The organism is Pararobbsia alpina, assembly GCF_965118125.1.
Lineage (GTDB): Bacteria > Pseudomonadota > Gammaproteobacteria > Burkholderiales > Burkholderiaceae > Pararobbsia > Pararobbsia alpina_A.
Window position 1 is genome coordinate 2388180 of record NZ_OZ221288.1, and the last position, 21372, is coordinate 2409551.

A 21372-nucleotide genomic window follows, 5' to 3' on the forward strand; every position below is an offset into this window, starting at 1 on the left:
AGTGTCAAGGGCCATGGGCGCCTTGATCGGCCCCGCTCGTCAAGGCTCAGCACGACCCGGCACATCCGGGCGGAATAAAGCGAAAAGCCCGGCTGTTCTGGTATCGACACGCATCGATATTCAGATCAGGCCATGGCACACGCAATCACGCTCACGTCCAATCTCGGCAGCGAACTGTTGTTCGCCAATATGAGTGCGACCGAATCGCTCGGTCGCCTTTTTTCCTATCGCCTCGAAGCGCTGTGCAAGGACCCCGAAGTGGACTTGCGCGCCTTGCTCGGCACGCCGATGACGGTGAAGGTGCTGAATCCGCAGGGCGGCGAGCGCTACTTCAACGGCATCGTCAACGAAGGCGAGCAGCGCGGCTTCGTCAAGATCGATAACGTGCGCTACGCCGTGTACGTGTTCCATCTCGTTCCGAAGGCCTGGTTGGCGACGCGCCGCCGCGACTGCCGGATCTATCGCAGCATGAGCGCGCCGCAGATCATCGAGTCTGTCCTCGCTGATATCGGCTATCGCGACCTGAAGCTCAGCCTGACCGGTAACTATGTCACGCGCGATTACTGCGTGCAGTACCGCGAGAGCGACTTCGATTTCATCAGCCGCCTGATGGAACAGGAAGGGATTTATTACTTTTTCACGCATACGCAGAGCACGCACACGATGGTGCTGGCCGATGCGCTGGGTGCGCACTCGACCGTGCCTGGCTTCGAACAGATTCCCTATGCACCGCCGATCGAACACGGCAAACGCATGAAGGCGTCGATCGCGCAGTGGGAGACCGCCCGCGCGGTCAATTCGACCCGTGTGCAGCTCGACGACTACGACTACCTGAAGCCCAAGGCCTCGCTCGTCGTGACCGAGGTACCCAGCGACCAGGACGATATGCACAGTGTGACCGGGCTCGATACCTATGACTACGGCTACGACTACGTTGGGTATGACGAACGCCTTGCCGACGGTCAGCACTACGCACAGGTTCGCGCGGACGCGTTGAATGTGCCGCTCTCGTTGAGCCACGGCACGACCGACGCCTATGGACTCGCGACGGGCGCTTTGTTCCGTCTCAAGGACTTTCCGCTCGCGGATGCGAATCAGGAATATCTCGTCACCGAGACAACCATTCGGCTCGTCGAGCCGGACTACGCGGCCGGTGGCGGCACGGATGATGGCGAGGCCCCGTTTGCTTGCGAATTCCGGGCCATTCGGAGCCGTCAGCCGTTTCGGACGATGCCGGTCACGCCCCGGCCCGTCATCGCCGGCGTGCAGACGGCTGTTGTCGAAGGCGATACGCCCGAAGACATTTCGGTCGACAAATACGGGCGCGTGCAGGTGACGTTCTTCTGGAGCCGGCCGGGCAAGCCGAATGCGCAGAACTCGTGTCCGGTGCGTGTCGCGCAGTTGTGGGCAGGCAAGCGTTGGGGCGCGCAGTTCATTCCGCGTGTCGGGCAGGAGGTCGTCGTGAGTTTCCTCGATGGCAATCCCGACCGGCCGTTGATCATCGGCAGCGTCTACAACGCCGACAACATGCCGCCGTACGCGTTGCCCGGCAACAAGACACAGAGCGGCGTACGCACGCGCAGCCATGCCGGCGGCGGCAGCGAAGACTACAACGAGATCCGTTTCGAAGACCAGATGGGCAGCGAGCAGGTACTGATCCACGCGCAAAAGGATCTGCGCGAAGAGTCGGAGAACGATCACGACGTACAGGTTGCGCGCAACTACACGCTGACCGCTGGGCAGCAGATCAAGCTGGTGACGGGGCTGGCCAGCATCACGATGAACAGCACCGGCGAGATCGATATCCAGGGCACCAACGTCACGATCAATGGCGAGATGAACGTCACGCTGTCGTCGGGGCTCGCGATGGAGATCAACTCGAAGGCGAACCTCAATATGAGTTCGATCGCCGCGATGGAGATCGAGTCCGAGGCCGATTGCCTTGTTCAGTCGACCAATCTGCAATTGATCGGTACGGCCACCGCAGTGCTCGGTGGTGCGGCGCCGATGATCCTGTGAGGCCACGGACATGAGCCTCATTCTCGATGCCGCGATGCAGATGCGGCTCTCCGCTCAGGCACTGGCCGCCCTGGTGCCCGCGATGTCGCCGCGCGCCGCCGTGCAGGCATTGCTCGATGCGGGCCTGCCGGGCGATGCACTCGGTCTGCTGGCGCGCCTGCTGCCTCATCGCTACGCCGTTGCGTGGGTCTGCCAGTGCTGCCGGCGCGAAGTGCTCGATGCACTGGATCGCGCGGGGCTCGAACTGGCGGAGGCGTGGGTGCGCGAACCCAACGAAGCGCGGCGTCGCGAAGCACTCGCTTTCGCAAGCGCGCATCGCTATCGCTCGATCGGAGCGTGGGTTGCCGCATGCGCAGGATGGACAGGCGGCAATCTGAATCCGCGCGATGAACGACCGACGCCGGTGCCGCCCCATCTGAGTGCCATTGCCGCGATGGCCGCGCTCTCGTATCTCGCGGCGCGCGTTGCCGCGCAGTTCGATGCGAGACGTCGGGGGTTCGTGGCCGATGCGATAGGTCTGCTTGACGGACCGGAACGGATTGACGGAGGGATGCAATGAGCGCAGTGCAACCATTGACGCTGGCCTTGTCCGGCGACACGGGCCGTCGCAAGGACGGTCAGGCCCGTGGGCATGCTGAGCACATCTTCGATGCACGCGACGGCAGCATCGGCCGCTCCGAAGACTGCGACTGGGTGCTGAGTGCCGACGGTGTGTCGCGAGTCCACGCGCTCGTGCGCTACTTGAACGGCATGTATTTCGTCGAGGATCGCAGCACGAACGGCATGTTGCTCAACGGCGCGCCTATGCGCAAAGGGGAGCCGGCAGCGCTCAAGCATGGCGATCGTATCCAGATCGATACCTTCGATATCGATGTGCGTCTGCCGGGCGATGCGCAGACGCAATGGAACGACGCGTCCGACAGTGGTCAGAACGGCAACGGCAGCAACGGTGCCAAGGGCGGCAATGGTGGCAATGACGATCGGGGCTTGCAGTCGCCGGATGCACTGCACGCAGAGCCCGTTGATGCCACGCCGCGTCATGGCGCTCGCGATTACGCGAAGTCGAACGGCGCATTGGACGACAGCGCGTTCCTGAGCGACCTGGGTGTGTCGGGCAAGCCTGTCTTGTCGAATGAAGCCGAATATGCCGAGAGTCTGATACCCGGTGGCGGCAATATGCCAGCACCAGGTATGAGTCTCGATCCGCTCGCGCTGTTCGATGCACCGTCGTCCTATCTCGAGGCGCCGTGGGTCGCCGAGCCGCCGGCGCCGATCTGGAGTCATACGCCTGCGTTGTCGGACCGCTTTCGACCGCCGGCGCCCGAGCCCGGACCATCGAGTGCGCCGTTGTTGCCCGATGACTGGAATGCGACGCATGTCGAGGTGCATCGCGAGCCTGTTGCCAGGGATGAGTCCGCGGTCACGCCATCGCCCGACAGGGGAGCGACGCAGCCGGTATCGGGACCGTCGGCGATAACCGAGGTACCGCTGATGTCTGTGACATCGGCGATACCTGAGACACCGGCGACGCTGACGACACCTGCGATACCTCCGATCCCGGCGACATCGGCAGCATCGCACCCGTTACCCGTGCGTGTCACGGAAATACCGGCTCCGGCGATGAAAGACGCGTCGCGGGCTACGCTGCATCAGGCCGATCACAAAGCTGATCACGAAGCCGAGGATGAGAAATCGGCGCGTCAACCATCGCCCGCGATCGGCGAACCGGCTGCTCCACCTTCTGTGTCGAGCGCGGATACGGATCTCATGCCGCTGCTCGTCATTGCCGTCGACGCGATGATGGACGTCCTGCGAGCCCGTGCCGAACTCAAGAACAGTTTCCGGCTTCCCGCCACCTTGATTCAGCGCTCGGAGAACAACCCGCTCAAGTTCGCCCCAAGCGCGGAAGACGCCGTCGCGAAGCTGCTCACCGCATCGAGCGGCGCATTTCTGTCGGGCCGCGCCGCGCTCGACGATGCGGCCGACGATATCCGCAATCACCAGATGGCCATGCTCGCCGGCGTGCGGTCCGCGTTCGACTCGCTGCTCGCGCACTTCGATCCCGCGAGGATCGAAGAACAGACCGACGGCGATGCGCGGCGCTTTTCGCTGGGCGGGCGCTCACGGCAATGGGATCGCTACAAGGCGCAGTTCGCGGCGCTGACGCAGAACCCCGACGAATGTTTCCGGCGTCTGTTCGGCGATGAATTTGCGCGCGCGTACGAAGCCCAGCTCGGCCGCCTCAAAGCGCGCAGCGAGTAGTCAGACAGATCACATAGATCGCATAGATCACACATAGATCACAAAGATCGGACAGATCGATATGAACCAGAGCAACAAGGTGGTATGGAGCGAAGGACTGTTCCTCAGGCCACAACATCTGCAACAACAGGAGCGCTATTTCGAGCGTTATGTCGAGCTGCGAGCAGGTGCGCTGCGTCCCCACGCGTGGGGCTTCACCGAGCTCGAGATCGAAACAGACCTGCTGTCCATCGGCAAGCTCGGCATCAAGCGCGCACGCGGCGTGTTCCCTGACGGCACGCCGTTCTCGATGCCGGGAGACGACCCGTTACCGCCGCCGCTCGATATCGATACCAACTGGCGTGATCAGGTCGTGCACCTGACTTTGCCGTTGCGTTCGGCGACGCAGCCCGATAGCGCATGGCCGAACACCTTTGCCGACGGGTTGTTCCGCTATCGCGTCCGTGAAGCCGAGGTACGCGATGCATCGGGCAGCATGGAAGGCCTGACTGCGCTTGAGGTTGCGGGCATGGCGACGCGCTTGCAACCCGATTCGCAACCCTTCGAAGGTTTGATGAGGATCCCGGTTGCGCAGGTCGTCGAATGCCGTGCGGATCGCCGCGTCGTGCTCGACGAGAGCTTTATGCCGACCGCGTTGACGACCGATGGTGCTGACCGGCTCGTCACATTCCTGTCCGAACTGCTGGGCCTGTTGCATCAGCGCGGTGAAGCGCTCGCCAGCCGTGTCTCGGAGACGGACCGCGGCGGTGCGGCGGAGATCGCGGACTTCCTGATGCTTCAGGTCATCAATCGCTATCAGCCGCTCGTCGCCCATCTCGCCGAGGCGCCACTCCAGCATCCCGAAGCGCTTTACCGGCTGCTGCTCGAACTGGCGGGCGAACTGGCCACGTTCACTGCGCCCGGCAAGCGTGCCCAGGCGTTCCCGCCGTATCGGCACGACGCGCTGCGCGAAAGTTTCGCGCCCGTGATCGCCGCGTTGCGCATCGCACTGAGCGCAGTACTCGAAAAGAACGCCGTCGCGATTGCGCTTCAGCAACGCAAATACGGCGTCTGGGTCGGTGTCGTACCCGATCTCACGCTGCTTGATACGGCGACATTCGTGCTGGCCGCGAAAGCCGATCTCAAAGCCGAGGACATGCGCCGGCAACTGCCCACCCAATCGAAGATCGGTCCCGTCGAGAAAATCCGCGACCTCGTCAATCTGCAATTGCCGGGGATCGGTGTATCGCCGATGGCCGTCGCACCTCGCCAGTTGCCCTACACCTCGGGCTATCTGTATTTCGAATGCGACCGCAACTCGCCGATGTGGCGAACGCTGAGGACATCGGGCGGCATCGCGATGCATTTCGGCAGCGGCTTCGCAGGTCTTGATCTGCAACTGTGGGCGGTACGCACATGAGCAACGAACTTCACGACGAATCGACGCCGCTTGACGGGGCCACGGTGGTCAAGCGGCGCGCGAACGCTGGCCAGGACGCGAACGATGACGCGACACGCGTGGTCATGCCGCGCGGCCAGGACGATGTCACGCGGATTGTGAAATCCGGCGGCCAGGCGCAGACGCTGGCTCAGCCTTCGGCGCGCACGGTACAGACGAACCGGTCGCAGGCCTACGGCGCAGAGCCGAACGTCACTTCGGGTGCGGCGAGAGCATCGATGGCATCGATCGCATCGATCGCGTCACGGGCCGAATTGGGTGAGTTCATCAGCGGCGTGTCAAACCCGCTCGTGCGCGCGGCGAATCCCCTGTTGTTGCTGACGGTCCAGTTGCGGCACAGCGTCTCGATGCCGTCGGACATCGCGCGCTTGCGCGAACAGGCCGTCGAGCAGGTCCGCCGCTTCGAACAACAGGCACACGATGCGGGTATCGCGGCGCAGACGATACTTGCCACTCGGTATGTCCTCTGCACGATGCTCGACGAGGCCGTCAACAACGCGCCCTGGGGCGAGTCGAGCGGCTGGGCGCAGAAGACCCTGCTCGTGACATTCCACGGCGAAGCGTACGGCGGCGCGAAGTTCTTCCAGATCCTCGACCGGCTCAGCGCGGATTTCTCGAGGCATCTCGACCTGATCGAGCTGATGTACATCTGCCTCGCGCTCGGGTTCGGCGGCCGATATCTGGTCGAGCCCGGCGGTGTCGCGCGTCTTGCGGACATTCAGGATGACCTGTATCGCCGCATCCGAAGCCTGCGTGAAGCACCCGCCGCCGAACTTTCGCCGCACTGGCGCGGCATTGAGGATCGCCGCAACCCCGTCATGCGGCATGTGCCGATCTGGATCGTGGGCATCGCAGCCCTGGTACTCCTGCTCGGTGCGTTCCTCTACTTCTTCACCAGGCTCAATGCGTTGTCGGCACCTGTGAGCGCGCAGCTCGCAGCGATCGGCCTCGAAAACGCGCCGCCGCCGCAAACGGTGGCGACACCCGCCGTGGCCCGCAAGACGCTCAAGCAACTGCTCGCACCCGAGGAACAGGCGGGCGAACTGAGCATCGACGAACAGGCGGGTGGCCGCGACACCGTGCGTCTGTCCGCGGCCGAGTTGTTCCCGTCGGGCGGCGCCGATATCGCAGCCAACGAAATTGCCTTGCTGCATCGCATTACGTGGGCGTTGAACCAGGTCCGCGGGCGCGTCGTCGTCGTCGGACACACCGACGACCAGCCCGTGCGATCGCTCAAGTTCAAGGACAACTTCGAGCTGTCGAGCGCACGCGCGCAGAACACCGTGACGATCCTGTCGCAGGGACTCGATGACCCGCATCGGCTCGAAGCGAGCGGGGCCGGCTCGTCGCAACCGATCGCGACACCGGTCGATGCGCCTGCCAATCGCGCGCGCAACCGTCGCGTCGAAATCATGTTTATCCCGGAGAACTGAACCCATGAATACGCTCAAGACCTGGGTCAATTCCCGATGGGGAATCGCGGCGCTGGGGCTCGTGCTGATCGCCATCCTCGTATGGCTCGGCGGTCCCTATCTCGGCATCGGAGACCGGCAGCCGCTCGCGAGCCCGGCCGCACGTCTTGCGTTGATCTTTGCCATCGTGCTCGCCTGGGTGCTGGTGGTGCAGATCCTCGATTGGCGTGCGCGTCGCAAGACCGCGCAGCTGTCTGTCGAACTCTCGGGCCAGGATGCGCAGATGCCCGGCGACGACGCCGCGAACGGTGAGCGCGCGCAACTGCAACGGCGCTTTACCGAGGCCATTCAAACCTTGCGCAAGACACGCAAGAACGGCCGCAATCTGTACGCGTTGCCGTGGTATGTCGTGATCGGTCCGCCGGGATCCGGTAAAAGCACGCTGCTGCAGAACTCGGGCCTTGAATTCCCGTTGTCGGACCGCTTTGGCAAGGATGCGTTGCGCGGCATCGGCGGCACGCGCGACTGCGACTGGTGGTTCACCGACGAAGCCGTGTTTCTCGACACAGCAGGGCGCTACACGACCCAGGACTCCGATCGCGTGGCCGATGCGTCGGCATGGCAAGCCTTTCTCGCGCTGTTGCGTCGCTACCGGCGTCGTCGCCCGCTCAACGGGGCGATCATCACCATGAGCGTGTCCGACCTGCTGACACTGGATGCCGAGGCGCGTCAGCAACATAGCCGCGCAGTGCGGCGTCGTCTCGACGAACTGACGCAACATCTCGGTGTCGCGGTGCCGGTGTACCTCGTGTTCACGAAATGCGATCTGGTCGCGGGTTTTGGCGAGTTCTTCGATGATCTCGGCCCTGACCTGCGCCGGCAAGTCTGGGGCATGACGTTCCCGGCTGAAGCGAGTCTCGACGCGAGCGCATGCCATCGCTTCGCAGGCGAATTCGATGCGCTGCTCGCCCAGCTCAATACGCGACTGATCGAGCGCCTGCATGCTGAGCGCGATCGCAGCCGCCGTGCCGCTGTGTTGAGTTTTCCGCAGCAGCTCGGCGCGTTTCGCGAGATCGCACGCGAGTTCGTCGAGGGCGCTTTCGGACGTCATGAATACGGCACGCCCCCCGTGCTGCGTGGTGCCTATCTGACATCGGGCACGCAGGAAGGCGCACCGATCGATCGCATGCTGGGTGCCGTCGCGCGCACCTTCGGCGTCGACGCGGCACGCGTGCAGAACAATCGTACGCAACGCCGTACGTTCTTTGTCGAGCGCTTGCTCAGGGACGTGCTGTTTCGGGAGTCGGGTTTCGCTGGCACCAATCCGCGTCTTGTGCGGCGCAAGCTGGTCGTGCAGGCGGCGGCCTATATCGGCATCGGTGCGCTGACCGTCCTGCTGATTGCCGGCATGGCCACCAGCTATGCGCGCAACCGGCTCTTCGTCGGCGAAGTGCAGAACGCGCTCAAGGATTTACCGGGCGGCGACACGCTGGCCGGCGCCCCGGACCTGAAATCCTATTTCGCTCGCGCGCTGGCCCGGCTCGAGGTTATTGCCGATGCGCAGGACGTGGCGTCGCAATACTCGGCACACGTGCCCTGGCTGATGCGTTTTGGCCTGTTTCAGGGACACGCTCTGCATGCACAGGTGCATGACGCCTATCTGCGGGAGCTGGGCGCGACGTTGCTGCCCGGCATCGGCATCCGCTTCCGTGAAGGGCTTACCGCGCACGCGAACGATCCTCAGACGTTGTACGACGATCTCAAGGGCTACCTGATGCTCGGTGAGCCGCAGCATCTCGATGCACAGGAGCTGGCCGCGCTCGCACGCATCGAATGGCAGTCGATGTTCGCGCAGGATCCGGCGATTCGCAGCGCACTCGACAAGCACTTCACGGCGCTCGTCAGCGATGCCCGCAAGCCGCGCGCGCTGCCGCTCGACAATGCGCTGATCGACCAGGCGCGCTCGACGCTCAAGACGGCCGACCTCGCAACGCTGATCTACGGCAGCGTCAAGCTCGATGCGCTCCGGACCGGCGCGCCGCCGGTCCGTCTCGATCAGAGCCTCGGACTGTTGGGCAATGTGTTCAAGCGCAAGAGCGGCGTGCCGCTGTCCGAACCGTTGCCGGCCCTGTTCACGCGCACGATGTTCGCGGCAGAGGCAAGCGGCGGCATTGATCAGTCGGTCAACCGGTTCGTGCAGGACTATTGGGTGTTCGGCGCAACGAAAATCGACCCGCTTGCGCGTTCCCGATTCGAGCAGCAGGTGCTCGCGCTCTATGAGCAGGACTACATCGCTGCATGGGATGCGCTGCTCGCGGATCTTCAGTTGCAGCCCGTAGCGAGCATTCAGGATGCGAGCGCGCTCGCGGCCAAACTCGCCGGCCCGAGTTCGCCGCTCAAGGCCCTGCTCAATCTCGTTCGCGACAATACGCACGATATGCTGCGCAGCCTGGCCGACGATAAGGGCAAGGCCGGTGGCGATGCCGTTGCGGCACAGGCTAAAACAGTCGGTGAGCACGTCGCGGCGCAGCGCGCTTCGAACACGCGCCTCGCGGGTGAATTGCGCGATGCCGGTGCGACCTTCCCGAACCCGGGTGGCGATGCGTCCGGCTCACGTACGCAAGGCGATCAGCCGGGTGCCGTCATCGAAGCGCACTTCGCGTCGATCGATCAGCTTGTTGAAGGCACGCCGGGGTCTACGCCCATCGATCACACCATTGGCGTGCTCGATCAGCTCGGCAAGACGCTGCTCACCATGAATGACCTCAGCGACCCCGCTGCGCAGAACAATCCCGCGTTGCTTGCGGCACGGCAGGACTCGAGTGCATTGCCGGTTCAAGTGGCGAGCCTGACGTCGCCGCTGACGGGCAAGAGCGCCGATCTTGTCGCGAGCGGCTCGCGCGCCGCGGCAGGCGATCAGTTTCGTGCCGCTGCCGGTAACGATTGCGCGAGCTTTGTCGATCACCGATATCCGTTCGATACCGCAGGGGCGACCGATATTCCGCTGCAGAACTTCGACGACCTGTTCGGCAATGGAGGCCGGTTTGACGCGTACTTCAAGTCGACGCTGAGCCGGCTCGTCGATACGAGCGGCCGGACCTGGAAATGGAAGCCGGGCGCAGCCGCCGGCCCCGATTCGATACTGGCCACGGCGCAGACCGCGGACGAGATCCGCGAGATCTATTTCCGTGGCGGTGCGCAGGCGCAGGTCGGATTTTCGCTGCAGGCGCCACAGCTCGATCCCGCAATCGCGAAGATCACGGTCGAGGTCGACGGCCAGTCGTTTGACTCGAGTGCCCATGCGGGGAGCGCGATGTCCGTGACGTGGCCGGGTCCGCAACCCGGGCATGTCGTGATCAGCGCATTCGATACGGCAGGCCAGCCCGTGGGCACGCCACTGCGATACGACGGCGACTGGGCGTGGTTCCACGCGCTGGATGCAGCCCATCTGCAACGGCAGAGCGATCTGCGATATGTCGCGAACTTCAGCTTCGCCGGGCACGCAGTCGCACTGCCGATCGTGCCGGCCAGCCTGAAGAACCCGTTCGCCGATGATGCGGTGCGACGCTTCAGGTGCCCGCGATGAACAGCATTGGCTTTTTCGGCAAGATGCCGGGCGCGGGCGACTTCGTGCGACGCCGCTTGCCGGCGGACTTCGTTGCACAGTGGGACCGCCATTTTCAGCGAGCGGTCGAAACCGGCCGCCGGGAGCTCGGCGATGCGTGGTCCGCGATCTGGCGGCAAGCGCCCACCTGGCGATTTGCCATGCCGGCGCATGTTTGCGGCGCCAGCGCGTGGTGCGGGGTGCTCGGCGCCGGCTTTGATCGCGTCGGCCGTGAGTATCCGATGGTCGTTTCGGCGCCCTGTGATCGCGACGTGACCGACGTGCTCGGCAACACCGCCTGGTTCGACGCACTCGATCATGCATTCAGGCGTGCCGTTGACGACGTGCTCAGTGTCGACTCGTTCGACGCGCGCATCGCCGCCATTCCACGGCCGCGTGCGTACACCGTTCATGACCCGGTGGCGCGAGACGTTGCGCAGAAGCGGGGCCTCGATCCGCTGAATGACGCTGGCGTGCCGGTCGACCCCACGGATCTGAGCGACTTGCTGTCGGACTGCGCACACGATGTGCCGCCGCTGCCCGATGCGGGCATCGGTGCAGAGCTCTTGCAGGCGTGGCAGGAGTTCGATGCGCAGCCGGGGCCGTGGTGCCTGTGGTGGACGGAAGGCGCCACGCGCGTGCTGGCGACGCGCGGCTTGCCGTCGAGCTATGCGGTGCTGCTTGACCCGGTGGCGACGGTGACCGGAGACGAGCGTGATACGTCGGGCCTCGCGTCGGGCGGGACCCTGGATGCGAATTCAGAGCCGACTTTGCGCCCGGCTTCGGACGCCGCGTCGGACGAGGACGGCTTCGCGCGTGGGCCCTCCGGCCCGGGCGAGGAGCGCTCATGACGACTCACTGCAGCTCCGCAGGTCACACCGACGTGGGCAAGGTTCGCCGTCGCAACGAAGACGCGATTCTGGTGCGTGACGACCTGGGTCTCTGGGTCGTCGCCGACGGTCTCGGCGGGCATGCCGCGGGTCACTACGCCAGCTCGTTGATCGTCGAGAGACTGGGCGCGCTGACGCGTCACGACGATGTCTTCGATTTCGTTGAAGCCATCGAGGACAGCCTGCTTCAGGTCAATACCGAGCTTCGCGCCGCAGCACTTGCCCAGCACGTCGACGTGATCGGCTCGACCGTCGCGATGGTCGTACATGACCCGCGCTTCGTCCTGTGCGGGTGGGTGGGCGACAGTCGCGTCTACGTCCATGAACACGGTGAGATGAGCTTGCTGACACACGACCACGTCGATGGCGGCCCGGTGGACGTCACCCAGTTCGGCCGTCGCACGCGCGCGCATACGCCCGGTGGCGTGCTGACACGCGCGATCGGCGCCGAATCGACGCTCCACATTGACTGGGTGATCGGCGGCAGCCGGCCCGGCATGCAATTCCTGTTGTGTTCCGACGGGGTCAACAAGGAACTCAGCGATGAAGAACTGCAGATGACCTGCAACGCCCCGGGCGACCCGCAGTCGAGGGTCGACCGGGTGTTCGAACTCGCGCTCGCCCGTGCGGCGCGCGACAACATTTCCGCCGTCTTCGTACGGCTCGACGCTTCGTGACCTCTCTGCGATGAACGATTTCACGCAACTTCCCGTTCCCGACGACGCGACCGTCGTCAAGCCCGCCAGCCGCCCGCTCGGCGAGGACTCGTCCGAAAGCCGCCCGCAAGGGGACGATTCGTCCGACGGCAGCCTGAATCGCGCGAGCTGGCAGCGCGTCGCCCAGGCGCAAGGTGGGGCGAACGCAAGCGTCGGCATGCTCCTCAAGGGGCGCTTCATGCTCGTGCGCGAACTCGGCCGCGGCGGCATGGGCGTGGTTTATCTGGCACGTGACGAGCGCAAGGTCGAGGCACGTGATCGCGATCCGTACGTCGCCGTCAAGGTGCTCAACGACGAATTCCGGCGACACCCTGATTCGATGATCGCGTTGCAGCGCGAAGCGCGTCGTGCGCAACGCATCGCCGACGATCATATCGTTCATGTGTACGACTTCGACAAGGACGGCACCATCGTCTTCATGACGATGGAGTACATCGATGGCACGGATCTGCGTACCTTGATCCGCGAACGTGCGAGCACCGGGATGCCGTTCGACGAAGCGTGGCCGATGATCGAGGGGATGGCTCGCGCATTGCGCCGTGCGCATGCAAGCGGCATCGTTCATGCCGATTTCAAGCCCGGCAACGTCATGATCACGCGCGAGCGTGTGCCGAAGGTCTTCGATTTCGGCATTGCGCGTGCAGCGAAGTCGGGCGTCGGCGCAAGCGGCGATCAAACTGTATTCGATGCAGGCACACTGGGTGCGCTGACACCAGCCTACGCGAGCCTTGAAATGATGGGCGGTGCGCATCCGACGGTGCGCGACGACGTCTATGCGCTGGGCTGCGTGGCATACGAGCTGCTGACAGGCGCGCATCCCTTCGACCGGCTGAGTGCCGATGCAGCCTTGTGCGAGGGACGCGAGCCACCGGTCGTGCCTGGCCTGTCGAGACGGCAGAGCAAGGCGTTGCGCGACGCCGTGGCGTTTGATGGCACGCAACGGCTGCCCAACGTCGATGCGTTGATCGAAGGACTGCGCCCGCGCCGCCCGCGCGAACGGATCGCGCCGTACGTTGCGGGAGCCGTGGTCATCGCCACGTTGTTCGGGGTGGGTGTCGGTGTGCATCGCCATCTGCGCGAGCGCCAGATCGACACGACGATCGCACGTTTCGCGGCGAGCGCGCCGAACGCGTACGCCAACGAAAGCGAAGCGATGGCCGCCCTCGACGCACTCGATCGGAACGAGCGCGAGCGCATCGTGCTCGAGAAACACGACGCCATCGAACATTTTCTGCTGGCTCGTCTCGATGCGTACTGGACGCCGGTGCTCGGACGCATGGATTTCGCCGACGCCGAACGCGTGCTGGGCATGCGCGATCAATTGCGCCTTTTTTCGCCGACGTTCGACATGAAGCGCCGGCAGATCGAGACTGAGCGCACCGCGATGCTCGCGCGCCTGAGCTTTGCGCTCGACGATGCGATTGAACGCAATGCCTTGTTCGAAGATGAGCCCGGCAGCGCCGCTGAAATATTCAAACGGATTCGTTCACTCGATGCGAGCAATGCACTGCTCACAGACACGCGTCTCGAAGACCGGTACGACGCAGCGATCGCGCAGTCGATCGATCAGGGACGATGGGACGAAGCCCGTGCGCGCATCACCCTGGGTTTGCAATTGTTCCCGAACTCTTCGCGTCTGGAGCGTCGCAATGGCCAACTCGGCGCCGCGATCGCTTTCGCCGCGGCGCACCCGGACGCGCATCCGGATCCGGGCCGGCGGTCGGATGCGCAGCGTGCTGTGCTCGAAATGGCAGATGCACCGTCCGCGAGTGCGGCATGGCTGGCAGCGCTGGATGACGCGATGACGCCGCTCAAGGACGATACGTCACCGGAAACGACGCGCGCGCTCGACAAGCTCGCGGGCAGTATCGCCGCAAAGGTGGCGCCGATCACGGACAGCGCGCACGCACTTCAGGCGCTGGCGCTGGTCGATGCCGGGCTGCGATACGTGCCGCAATCGCCACCGCTCGCGACGCAGCGCGCGAGACTCAAGCAGTTGATCAGTGCGCTGCCGGCCGATCGGCAAGGTGCGGTGGGTGACCCGGGCTCGGCAAGTGGCGTGTCGGGGGTGACGGAGGGTAGTGCGCCGGATGCGACATCGTCGTCGCCGGCTTCAGGGGTAGCCGCTTCGACGCCGGACGCTACGGGTGCGGTTTCGCCGGACTCGCCTGAGCCGTCGCCCGTACGGTCGCTGCTGGATCCGGGCGCTTCGTCCGCCACAGGAGGGTAGAGGCGATATGTACGAGTGTGAGCAGCATATCAATGAATCGATGCATGACCTCGACGAGGCCTGCCGCATGCGAGTGATCAGTCTTGACGAATATCGGCGGCGCCGCCGCGCGCTGTTTGCGATTTACGATGGACAGAACGGGTCCGGCAGCGGACTCGACAGCGGGTCGGACAGTGGGTTCGACGTCGATTCCCTGATTGAGTCGGGTGCTGACGTCGGCACCGGGTTCGGGCCGACGCATGATACCCGGACACATCGGCGCCGCACAGTCCTCGCTCGCGGGCGCGACACCGTTCGGCGCGCGGTCCCGGACACCGTGTCGCATCGGTGGGAAGTGCGTGATGCATCGAGGTCCACACGTTCAAATCCGGGACCGGCGATCGGGTCGTCATCCCAGGACTTAGCGGGTGGTCGTCGACCGATCGCAACGAGTGTGGTCGTGATCGGCGTGATCGCGTTGAGCGCGGCGTTGATCTGGTGGGTGATGTGGCCTTGAATGACGCGACCTTAGTGACGTGACCGCGTCGACGCGGTCGAGGTCGTCGTAATCGACGGCACCGCAGACGATGTAAGCGCATCGGCGGGCCACGCTTCGCGCGCCCGCGTCAGCTCAAGCGTCTTCCGGCCCGGCGAGCGTCTCGAGTTCCGACATGCCGGCCGGCGCGATATTGCGCAGCACCTCCGCGAAACTCTTCCCGACGAGCCGCCGCGCGCGTTGCAGCAGGATCGGCAACGGGCTCGACGGCTCGAATCGTGCGTAGTACTCGCAGATATCGTCGAGGCGGCGGATGACGTCGTCGGGTCCCGAGATCTTGCCGTTGCCGGGCTGCGATGTGGCCTGTGTCTGGGTGTGGGCCGACGCTGCGGCCGCACCGGAATCTTCAGGACTGGCTTCGGCCGTTTGCGGAAACCTCCGAGCGCATTGGCCGTCGACGAATTTCTTCAGTTCGGCGAGATCCGCGTTCATCGCGCTCAGATCCGGACTGGCCGCGCCAAGCCGGTCCTTGAGCATCAGATCGATGGCCGCCGCATGGTCGCGCGCGAGCGCGAGCACCGCTGCGGTTTCAGGCAACTGCTCCTCGGAGCAATCCATGCAGCATGCTTCGAGGTCGATGAGCGTCGGCGGGGGTGTGCCGTCCGCGGACGCGGCAGCCTGGATCGCGCCGGTCGCGACGCGCAGATCGCGCAGCGAGAAATGTCCCATGCGCGGCGATTGCACGAAGGGCGACACGCGAAACGCGCCGAGCACGTCGCGGACATCGGCAAGCGGCATCAATGCATTGACGCGCGCAGTCGGGTCGAGGTCGTCGTCGGGATCGAGCTGCGGGTGCACGACGTCCCAATACCGTTCGAGCAGGGCGCGCACGAGCTCGAGCGTCGCGTTCCATCCCTTGAGGCCGTGCTGGCGCGTCCACGCGTTGCCGAGGTGCATCGCAACGCGAAGGTCCTTGGTTTGCGTGAAAAGCGCCTGTGCAGCGTTGACCACGTTGTCCCAGTCGGGCTCCTGCGCCGCGCGCAGGCTCTCGCCCATCGCGCGTTCGGTGGTGGGCGTCGCGAGCCGTTCGAGTTCAGTGAACGCAGCATCGTATTCGAGGTTGCGACCCGCGGGCGCCGCGTCGTCGATGGGATCGAGCAGGGTGGATACGTTCATGGTGTCGGTCGGGTGTTGAGGGCGCTAACGGAACGCTGCGCCGATCGTGGAGAGCGCACGTTCCGGCTCATGCAGGCGCGGCTACCGGCTCTTTACGAAACACGGCGAGCTCGAATGCAATAACACCTGGTGATGGATGCGTATTCCGCGTCGATTTTGTACGAGACTTTTATGTGGCGGTAATACGCGGATTCGGTTGCAAATTGTTACTCATTGTTGAAAGCTATTGGCGTGATAGTTTTTTTGCAATGAGATTTCCAATCAAGAAACCGAGTTAAAAGGTCAATTCATTGTCATCGTAAGTTGTTTGACAATGACGGCTCCGTCTAGTCGATATGGGACAGATCAGAGGGCGCATCACCGAGTGCAGGCACGCAGTCGAATACCGCGGGCCCGTCGCTGATTCGTCGCGGGCTTCGCAAATGTTTGCGCCGCGCGCCTTGAAAACCCCTGCCAGTCAAGGACACGGTCTGCGCCGGCATCTCCCGCCCGCAGGATGACAAAGGTCCCGAGGCGAGCTGTGGGGTGTCGAGGACAAAGATGCCTTACGAATATTTCTATAACAATCAACAATGAATTTCTTGGCAATTGTCAAAAGAAAATCTGAATCTGACCGATCGATCGATTTTTGATCGGCATTAAGGGACAGGAAAATTCCGGGCTGTAATATTTTTTATTTGATATATCATTCGGGACTCGAAAGATTGTGTTGCCGCCACTAGTCAATTTGGCTTGCGAGCGCCGCGAATGCAGTTTCGAATTATTCCGATGAATCCGGCGTGTGGTTTGCTTTACGGCGAGCCGATTGCCACCAACCGTGATCAGCCAGTCAATCATGTCAACAGCAGAGGTCGACAGCGAAGTCGACAGCTTTCCCAGTTTGCTGCCGGGAATGCTGCCGAGGCTGTGGGCGTTCGCCTTGCGCCTGTGTGGCAACCAGCACGACGCCGAGGATGTGCTGCAGCGCGCGTGCGTGCGCGGGCTCGAACGCTCCCATCAATTGCAACCCGGCACCTCTGCGCTGAGCTGGATGTTTTCGATCGTCCACTCGACGTGGATCAACGAGCTGCGCGCGCGCAATGTACGCAGCCGTTCGAGCATGGACTGGGACGATGACTTTCTCGAGACGGTGGCCGATCCGCATATGCGCACGCCCGAGGAAGTGTTGCTCAACGGCGAGATCATCGCGGCGGTCGAGCGACTGCCCGAAGCGCAGCGGACAGTGATGCTGCTGGTCGCCGTCGAAGGCTTCAGTTATGCCGAAGCGGCCGAGATTCTCGAAGTGCCGATCGGCACGATCATGAGCCGGTTGTCGCGCGCACGTCAGACGATCGGCGCGCAATTCAGTGATCGCAAGGACCGCAACGATCGTGGCGAGCGCAGCGCCACCGCGGCGCAGCCTGCGAGTACTCAGCGAGCCGCGCGATGACCCTCGATGACGCAAGTCTTCTGGCCCATGTCGACGGTACCTTGCCGCCGCTCGAAGATTCACGTGTTGCGCGCACGATCGAAGCATCCGCCGACCTGAGCGCGCGCGTGGCGATGCTTGAGGCGTCGAAGCTGCCCTATGCGTCGGCGTTCAGCCAGCAGGCGTTGCCCGCGTTGCCCGACAGGGTGGCGCGCAATATCGACGAGATGATCAAGGCGCATCTCGCGAAGGCGGCGGCTGGTGCAATTGCAGGTGATGCCGCACAAGCGGCGACCGACGCGCGTGCCCCCCTTGCTGCTCCGGCTGCGCCTGGGTTAACAGCCGAAGCGGCGCCCACGCGAACTTCCGACGAAGCGGCACCCACGCAGCATGTGGATCAGCCCCTGAATCACCCCTTCAGCCACGCCGCGAGCCAGCCGGGCCTCGCATCGGGCACCGTCGGTTCGGTTCCCGAGCGCGTGCGCTCGCGTGCGAGCAACGATCTGCGCTGGCTCGCCGTGGCCTTTGTGGCAGGTGCATTCTGCTGGGGCGTGGCAGGTCACTGGATGCCTGCGTCGGGCGATGGCACCGGCACTGGCTCGTCGAGCATGGTCGCCACGGCCGACGACACGCATGTCTCGCCCTGGGTCGCGGCAGCGGCCAGCTATCAGCAACTGTATTCGCGCGAGACCGTCGAACGCATTCAACCCGATATGCCTGTCACGGCGGCGACGGTGAACGATATCCAGCATATCGACGACGTGGCACTGCAGATCCCCGATCTGTCGAGCCAGGGTCTCGCGTTCAAGCGGATTCAGCGTCTGCGTTTCCATGGCAAGCCCCTCGTGCAGATCGTGTATCTGCCGGCAAAGGGCGCGCCGATCGCCCTGTGCGTGCTCAAGGAGCAGCAACGTGCGGACGCCAACCCGTCGAGCGCCAGCGTCGATGGGCTCGATGTCGTGTCGTGGCGGCGTGCCGGTCTCGGCTATGCGTTGCTTGGCGAGCACGGCAATGTCGATCTCGCCACGCTCGGCAAGCAGCTGTACAACGGCGACGTGCGCACGACGCTGAGCCGCGACGAAGCGGAACATGCCGGCCATGCGATTTGACGGAAATCCGGGCCGTTGTTGTCAATCGAGCGCCTGGAGACGCATCGCGGCCGGCGCCTGATGCACGAGAAGTCATGGCATTGAACAGCGATCCGCCTCGTGCAGCAGCATCGCGGGACGGCCATTCGCCGCCTCCGGATACATCGAGTTCCCTGTGGTGGCGGTGGGCACTGGTCATCGGCGTGCCGGCAGCGCTATCGGCGGTCTTCGTCTGGTGCGGCGGCTGGTTTTCGTCCAGGCTCACTGCGCCGCGCATCGTCGACGCCTTTGAGGCGACGACCTCCGCTCACCCCGGCTTTCGCCGCAATCATGCCAAGGGCATTTGCGTGACGGGCCATTTCGACAGCAATGGCGCGGGTCTGGTCGCATCGCGAGCCAGTGTGTTCGAGCCTGGCCGGTACACCGTAGTCGGTCGCTTGTCATTCCCGGGTAGCGATCCGGCGCAAGACGATCGCCATGGCATGGTTCGCAGCTTCGCCCTGCGCATTGCGCTTCCGCACGGCGAAGAATGGCGTCTCGCCATGAATTCGGCCCCGATTTTCGCGGTGCGCACGCCGCAGGCGTTATTCGAGCAACTGAAGGCGTCGGCGCGTGACCCGAAAACCGGCCGGCCCGACCCTGCGAAAATGGACGCGTTTGTCGCGCAGCATCCCGAAGTCCAGGCCTTTCATCGCTGGGTCGATGCGCATCCGCCCTCCTCGCGCTACGGTAACGCGCGCTACTACGGCATCAGCGCGTTCAAGACCGTCGACGTCCAGGGCGCGGCACATTTCGTGCGATGGGATGTGGTGCCCGATAGCCCGTATCGCCCTGTCGACGATGCGGCGCAGCGTGACCCGGATTTCCTCGAGCATGAGCTTGTGACGCAACTGGCGAACGGGCCGCTGCGCTGGCACCTGATGCTCAATGTGGCCTTGCCGGGAGATCCGACCGACGATTCGACGCGTCAATGGGTCGATACGCCGCAGCGGGAGCGTATCGATGCGGGCACGCTCGTCGTCGATCGCGCACAGACACAGATCGATGGTCCGTGCCGGGACCTCACATTCGACCCGACGGTGCTGCCCGATGGCATCGCCCCGTCGTCCGACCCTCTGCTCGCGGCGCGATCGTCGACCTATCGGGTGTCGAGCGAGCGCAGGCTTCAGGAAGAGGCCTCGGCCAGACAGGGCGGAAGTTGATGCGGCGGACGCTCACGGGGCGGGAACGCGATGCCGGCGGGTGATGCGGGTAGCGACATTGCTGCCCGACAGGGAAGAAAGTGGACCGTGAAGCCGTTTTTGAATGGAACCTGTCGCCGTTTTTGAACGGATAGGATGTAGTTGCAACAAACGAGCGGGGTCCTCGAAGACTCGGGCGAAACTACCGCTATCATAGCGACCTTGAACCGAACCCATGCGACGTGAGTCGCGGCCACATCGATCGATGCGTACCGCGAGCACGATGCCTTGAGCCCTATGTCCATGAACCTCGACGACAGCACGTTGATCGCCTACGTAGACGGCGAACTCGATTCTGCCGATGCCGCATCGATCGAGGCGGAGTTGGCCGATTCGCCGGATTTGCAAACCAGCGTCGACCGGTTGCGCGCGTCGCGCCTTGGCTATCAGTCGGCGTTCGCGACCCAGAAATTGCCGCCGATGCCGGCCAGCTTGCTTCAGAACATCGAGGCGATGGCCGACGAAGCGCGACGCAAGCAGGGGGGCGGATCGCAACAAGCACCTTCGGACGCGCGGTCGTTCCCGCAAACGCAGCGGACGGCTCAGCCGTCGCAAGGCGCTCCGGCAACGCAGTCTTCCGTGGCTTCACATTCTGCGTCGGCCTGGCGACCCGCCACGATCTCGCCGGCGGAATCGGCTTCTGAACGCGCTTCTGATTTCGCTTCTGAACCCACTTCCGGACCGGCTTCCGGACCCGCATCGGGTTCGCAACCTGCAGCGAGTTTGCAGTCCGCATCGACGCGGCAGGGCGCCGGTCTGCCGCAGCCCGGTGTGGTTCAGGTCAAGCCCGGCAACGCGGCGAACGGCCGCCTTTGGCTGGCTGCCGCCTTCGTCGCAGGCGCATTCTGCGCGGGCCTTGTGCTGCAGTTCGGTTCTTCGCTCGTACATTCTTCGGCGAGCGGCGGCGTCTCCATGGCTGCCGGTGAAGCGTCGCCGTGGATTCGCGCGGCGGCCGACTACCAGCGGCTCTATACGCGAGACACAGTGGCCGACGCATCGGTCGACATGAACGCATCGGCGAAAACCGTCGATGCAATTCGTCAGGTCGACCATGTGGCGCTGCGCGTGCCAGACCTTCGCACCGCCGGCATCCAGTTCAAATCCGTTGCGCGCCTGCGTTTCAACGACAAGCCGCTCGTGCAGATCGTCTATCTGCCCGAGCAGGGGGCGCCGATTGCACTGTGCGTGATGAAGGACTCGCGTCCTGACCAGGCCATTGCACAGGCCCAGGTCAACGGCATGAACGTCGTGTCGTGGCGTCAGAACGAACTGTCGTATGCGCTGATCGGCAAGCCCGACTCGGGCGATCTCGGACCGATCGCACAGCAGATTTCAACGAGCCGCGTCGATGCGATGTTTGCGCAGAACGATGCCGTTCGCGCATTGATCCTCGCATCGCAGAACTGATACAGG

Annotated in this window: 15 protein-coding genes; 14 read left to right on the top strand and 1 reads right to left on the bottom strand. The window is 64.1% G+C overall.

Annotation, left to right across the window (positions count from 1 at the left end; translation table 11 throughout):
- Nucleotides 1-132: 132 nt before the first annotated feature.
- The 10 genes from tssI (at nucleotide 133) to ACMFWR_RS28775 (ending at nucleotide 15067) form a co-directional block, all read left to right on the top strand.
- The gene (tssI, locus tag ACMFWR_RS28730) at nucleotides 133-2019 is read left to right on the top strand and encodes a type VI secretion system tip protein TssI/VgrG (RefSeq protein ID WP_413195773.1); all 1887 of its coding nucleotides are present in this window, start codon (nucleotides 133-135) and stop codon (nucleotides 2017-2019) included.
- Between the two features lie 10 nt (nucleotides 2020-2029).
- Nucleotides 2030-2578: a DUF6931 family protein gene (locus ACMFWR_RS28735; protein WP_413195774.1), complete on the top strand. Its 549-nt coding sequence runs from the start codon at nucleotides 2030-2032 to the stop codon at nucleotides 2576-2578.
- The gene (gene tagH / locus ACMFWR_RS28740; RefSeq protein WP_413195775.1) at nucleotides 2575-4281 is read left to right on the top strand and encodes a type VI secretion system-associated FHA domain protein TagH; all 1707 of its coding nucleotides are present in this window, start codon (nucleotides 2575-2577) and stop codon (nucleotides 4279-4281) included. Before ACMFWR_RS28735 ends, tagH begins: the two co-directional genes overlap by 4 nt.
- A 61-nt stretch (nucleotides 4282-4342) precedes the next feature.
- Nucleotides 4343-5680, top strand: a complete 1338-nt coding sequence (gene tssK / locus ACMFWR_RS28745; RefSeq protein WP_413195776.1) for a type VI secretion system baseplate subunit TssK — start codon at nucleotides 4343-4345, stop codon at nucleotides 5678-5680.
- The gene (icmH, locus tag ACMFWR_RS28750; RefSeq protein ID WP_413195777.1) at nucleotides 5677-7152 is read left to right on the top strand and encodes a type IVB secretion system protein IcmH/DotU; all 1476 of its coding nucleotides are present in this window, start codon (nucleotides 5677-5679) and stop codon (nucleotides 7150-7152) included. Before tssK ends, icmH begins: the two co-directional genes overlap by 4 nt.
- A gap of 4 nt (nucleotides 7153-7156) precedes the next feature.
- Nucleotides 7157-10717, top strand: coding sequence for a type VI secretion system membrane subunit TssM (tssM, locus tag ACMFWR_RS28755; protein ID WP_413195778.1), 3561 nt, complete (start codon nucleotides 7157-7159; stop codon nucleotides 10715-10717).
- Nucleotides 10714-11586 carry a type VI secretion system-associated protein TagF gene (gene tagF / locus ACMFWR_RS28760; RefSeq protein ID WP_413195779.1) on the top strand — a complete coding sequence of 291 codons (873 nt, stop codon included), beginning with the start codon at nucleotides 10714-10716 and terminating at the stop codon, nucleotides 11584-11586. The genes tssM and tagF overlap by 4 nt, the downstream gene beginning before the upstream one ends.
- The gene (locus ACMFWR_RS28765; protein WP_413195780.1) at nucleotides 11583-12302 is read left to right on the top strand and encodes a PP2C family protein-serine/threonine phosphatase; all 720 of its coding nucleotides are present in this window, start codon (nucleotides 11583-11585) and stop codon (nucleotides 12300-12302) included. Before tagF ends, ACMFWR_RS28765 begins: the two co-directional genes overlap by 4 nt.
- A gap of 10 nt (nucleotides 12303-12312) precedes the next feature.
- A complete protein-coding gene (locus ACMFWR_RS28770; RefSeq protein WP_413195781.1) occupies nucleotides 12313-14571 on the top strand; it encodes a serine/threonine-protein kinase in 2259 nt (752 codons plus the stop codon).
- A 7-nt stretch (nucleotides 14572-14578) separates the two neighbouring features.
- Complete coding sequence (locus tag ACMFWR_RS28775; protein WP_413195782.1) at nucleotides 14579-15067, top strand: hypothetical protein; 489 nt, start codon at nucleotides 14579-14581, stop codon at nucleotides 15065-15067.
- A 114-nt stretch (nucleotides 15068-15181) separates the two neighbouring features.
- Here ACMFWR_RS28775 and tssA read toward each other — a convergent pair whose 3' ends face one another.
- Nucleotides 15182-16222 (bottom strand): type VI secretion system protein TssA, encoded by a 1041-nt coding sequence (gene tssA / locus ACMFWR_RS28780; protein ID WP_413195783.1) that lies wholly within the window; start codon nucleotides 16220-16222, stop codon nucleotides 15182-15184.
- Between the two features lie 835 nt (nucleotides 16223-17057).
- On the opposite strand from tssA, the gene ACMFWR_RS28785 reads away from it, so the two are divergent.
- The 4 genes from ACMFWR_RS28785 to ACMFWR_RS28800 all read left to right on the top strand — a co-directional run bounded on the left by ACMFWR_RS28785 (nucleotide 17058) and on the right by ACMFWR_RS28800 (nucleotide 21366).
- A complete protein-coding gene (locus ACMFWR_RS28785; protein WP_413195784.1) occupies nucleotides 17058-17651 on the top strand; it encodes an RNA polymerase sigma factor in 594 nt (197 codons plus the stop codon).
- The gene (locus ACMFWR_RS28790) at nucleotides 17648-18739 is read left to right on the top strand and encodes an anti-sigma factor (protein ID WP_413195785.1); all 1092 of its coding nucleotides are present in this window, start codon (nucleotides 17648-17650) and stop codon (nucleotides 18737-18739) included. Before ACMFWR_RS28785 ends, ACMFWR_RS28790 begins: the two co-directional genes overlap by 4 nt.
- Nucleotides 18740-18813: 74 nt before the next feature.
- Nucleotides 18814-19920, top strand: coding sequence for a catalase family peroxidase (locus ACMFWR_RS28795; RefSeq protein WP_413195786.1), 1107 nt, complete (start codon nucleotides 18814-18816; stop codon nucleotides 19918-19920).
- A 282-nt stretch (nucleotides 19921-20202) separates the two neighbouring features.
- A complete protein-coding gene (locus tag ACMFWR_RS28800; RefSeq protein WP_413195787.1) occupies nucleotides 20203-21366 on the top strand; it encodes an anti-sigma factor in 1164 nt (387 codons plus the stop codon).
- Nucleotides 21367-21372 lie beyond the last annotated feature (6 nt).

Excerpts from the sequence above, each read along its gene's own strand:
- tagH (WP_413195775.1), top strand. The coding sequence starts at position 2,575 with ATGAGCGCAGTGCAACCATTGACGCTGGCCTTGTCCGGCGACACGGGC.
- ACMFWR_RS28800 (WP_413195787.1), top strand. The coding sequence starts at position 20,203 with ATGAACCTCGACGACAGCACGTTGATCGCCTACGTAGACGGCGAACTC.
- ACMFWR_RS28735 (WP_413195774.1), top strand. The coding sequence starts at position 2,030 with ATGAGCCTCATTCTCGATGCCGCGATGCAGATGCGGCTCTCCGCTCAG.
- tssA (WP_413195783.1), bottom strand. The coding sequence starts at position 16,222 with ATGAACGTATCCACCCTGCTCGATCCCATCGACGACGCGGCGCCCGCG.
- ACMFWR_RS28770 (WP_413195781.1), top strand. The coding sequence starts at position 12,313 with ATGAACGATTTCACGCAACTTCCCGTTCCCGACGACGCGACCGTCGTC.
- ACMFWR_RS28790 (WP_413195785.1), top strand. The coding sequence starts at position 17,648 with ATGACCCTCGATGACGCAAGTCTTCTGGCCCATGTCGACGGTACCTTG.
- ACMFWR_RS28795 (WP_413195786.1), top strand. The coding sequence starts at position 18,814 with ATGGCATTGAACAGCGATCCGCCTCGTGCAGCAGCATCGCGGGACGGC.
- tssI (WP_413195773.1), top strand. The coding sequence starts at position 133 with ATGGCACACGCAATCACGCTCACGTCCAATCTCGGCAGCGAACTGTTG.
- tssK (WP_413195776.1), top strand. The coding sequence starts at position 4,343 with ATGAACCAGAGCAACAAGGTGGTATGGAGCGAAGGACTGTTCCTCAGG.
- tssM (WP_413195778.1), top strand. The coding sequence starts at position 7,157 with ATGAATACGCTCAAGACCTGGGTCAATTCCCGATGGGGAATCGCGGCG.
- ACMFWR_RS28785 (WP_413195784.1), top strand. The coding sequence starts at position 17,058 with ATGTCAACAGCAGAGGTCGACAGCGAAGTCGACAGCTTTCCCAGTTTG.
- ACMFWR_RS28765 (WP_413195780.1), top strand. The coding sequence starts at position 11,583 with ATGACGACTCACTGCAGCTCCGCAGGTCACACCGACGTGGGCAAGGTT.
- tagF (WP_413195779.1), top strand. The coding sequence starts at position 10,714 with ATGAACAGCATTGGCTTTTTCGGCAAGATGCCGGGCGCGGGCGACTTC.
- ACMFWR_RS28775 (WP_413195782.1), top strand. The coding sequence starts at position 14,579 with ATGTACGAGTGTGAGCAGCATATCAATGAATCGATGCATGACCTCGAC.
- icmH (WP_413195777.1), top strand. The coding sequence starts at position 5,677 with ATGAGCAACGAACTTCACGACGAATCGACGCCGCTTGACGGGGCCACG.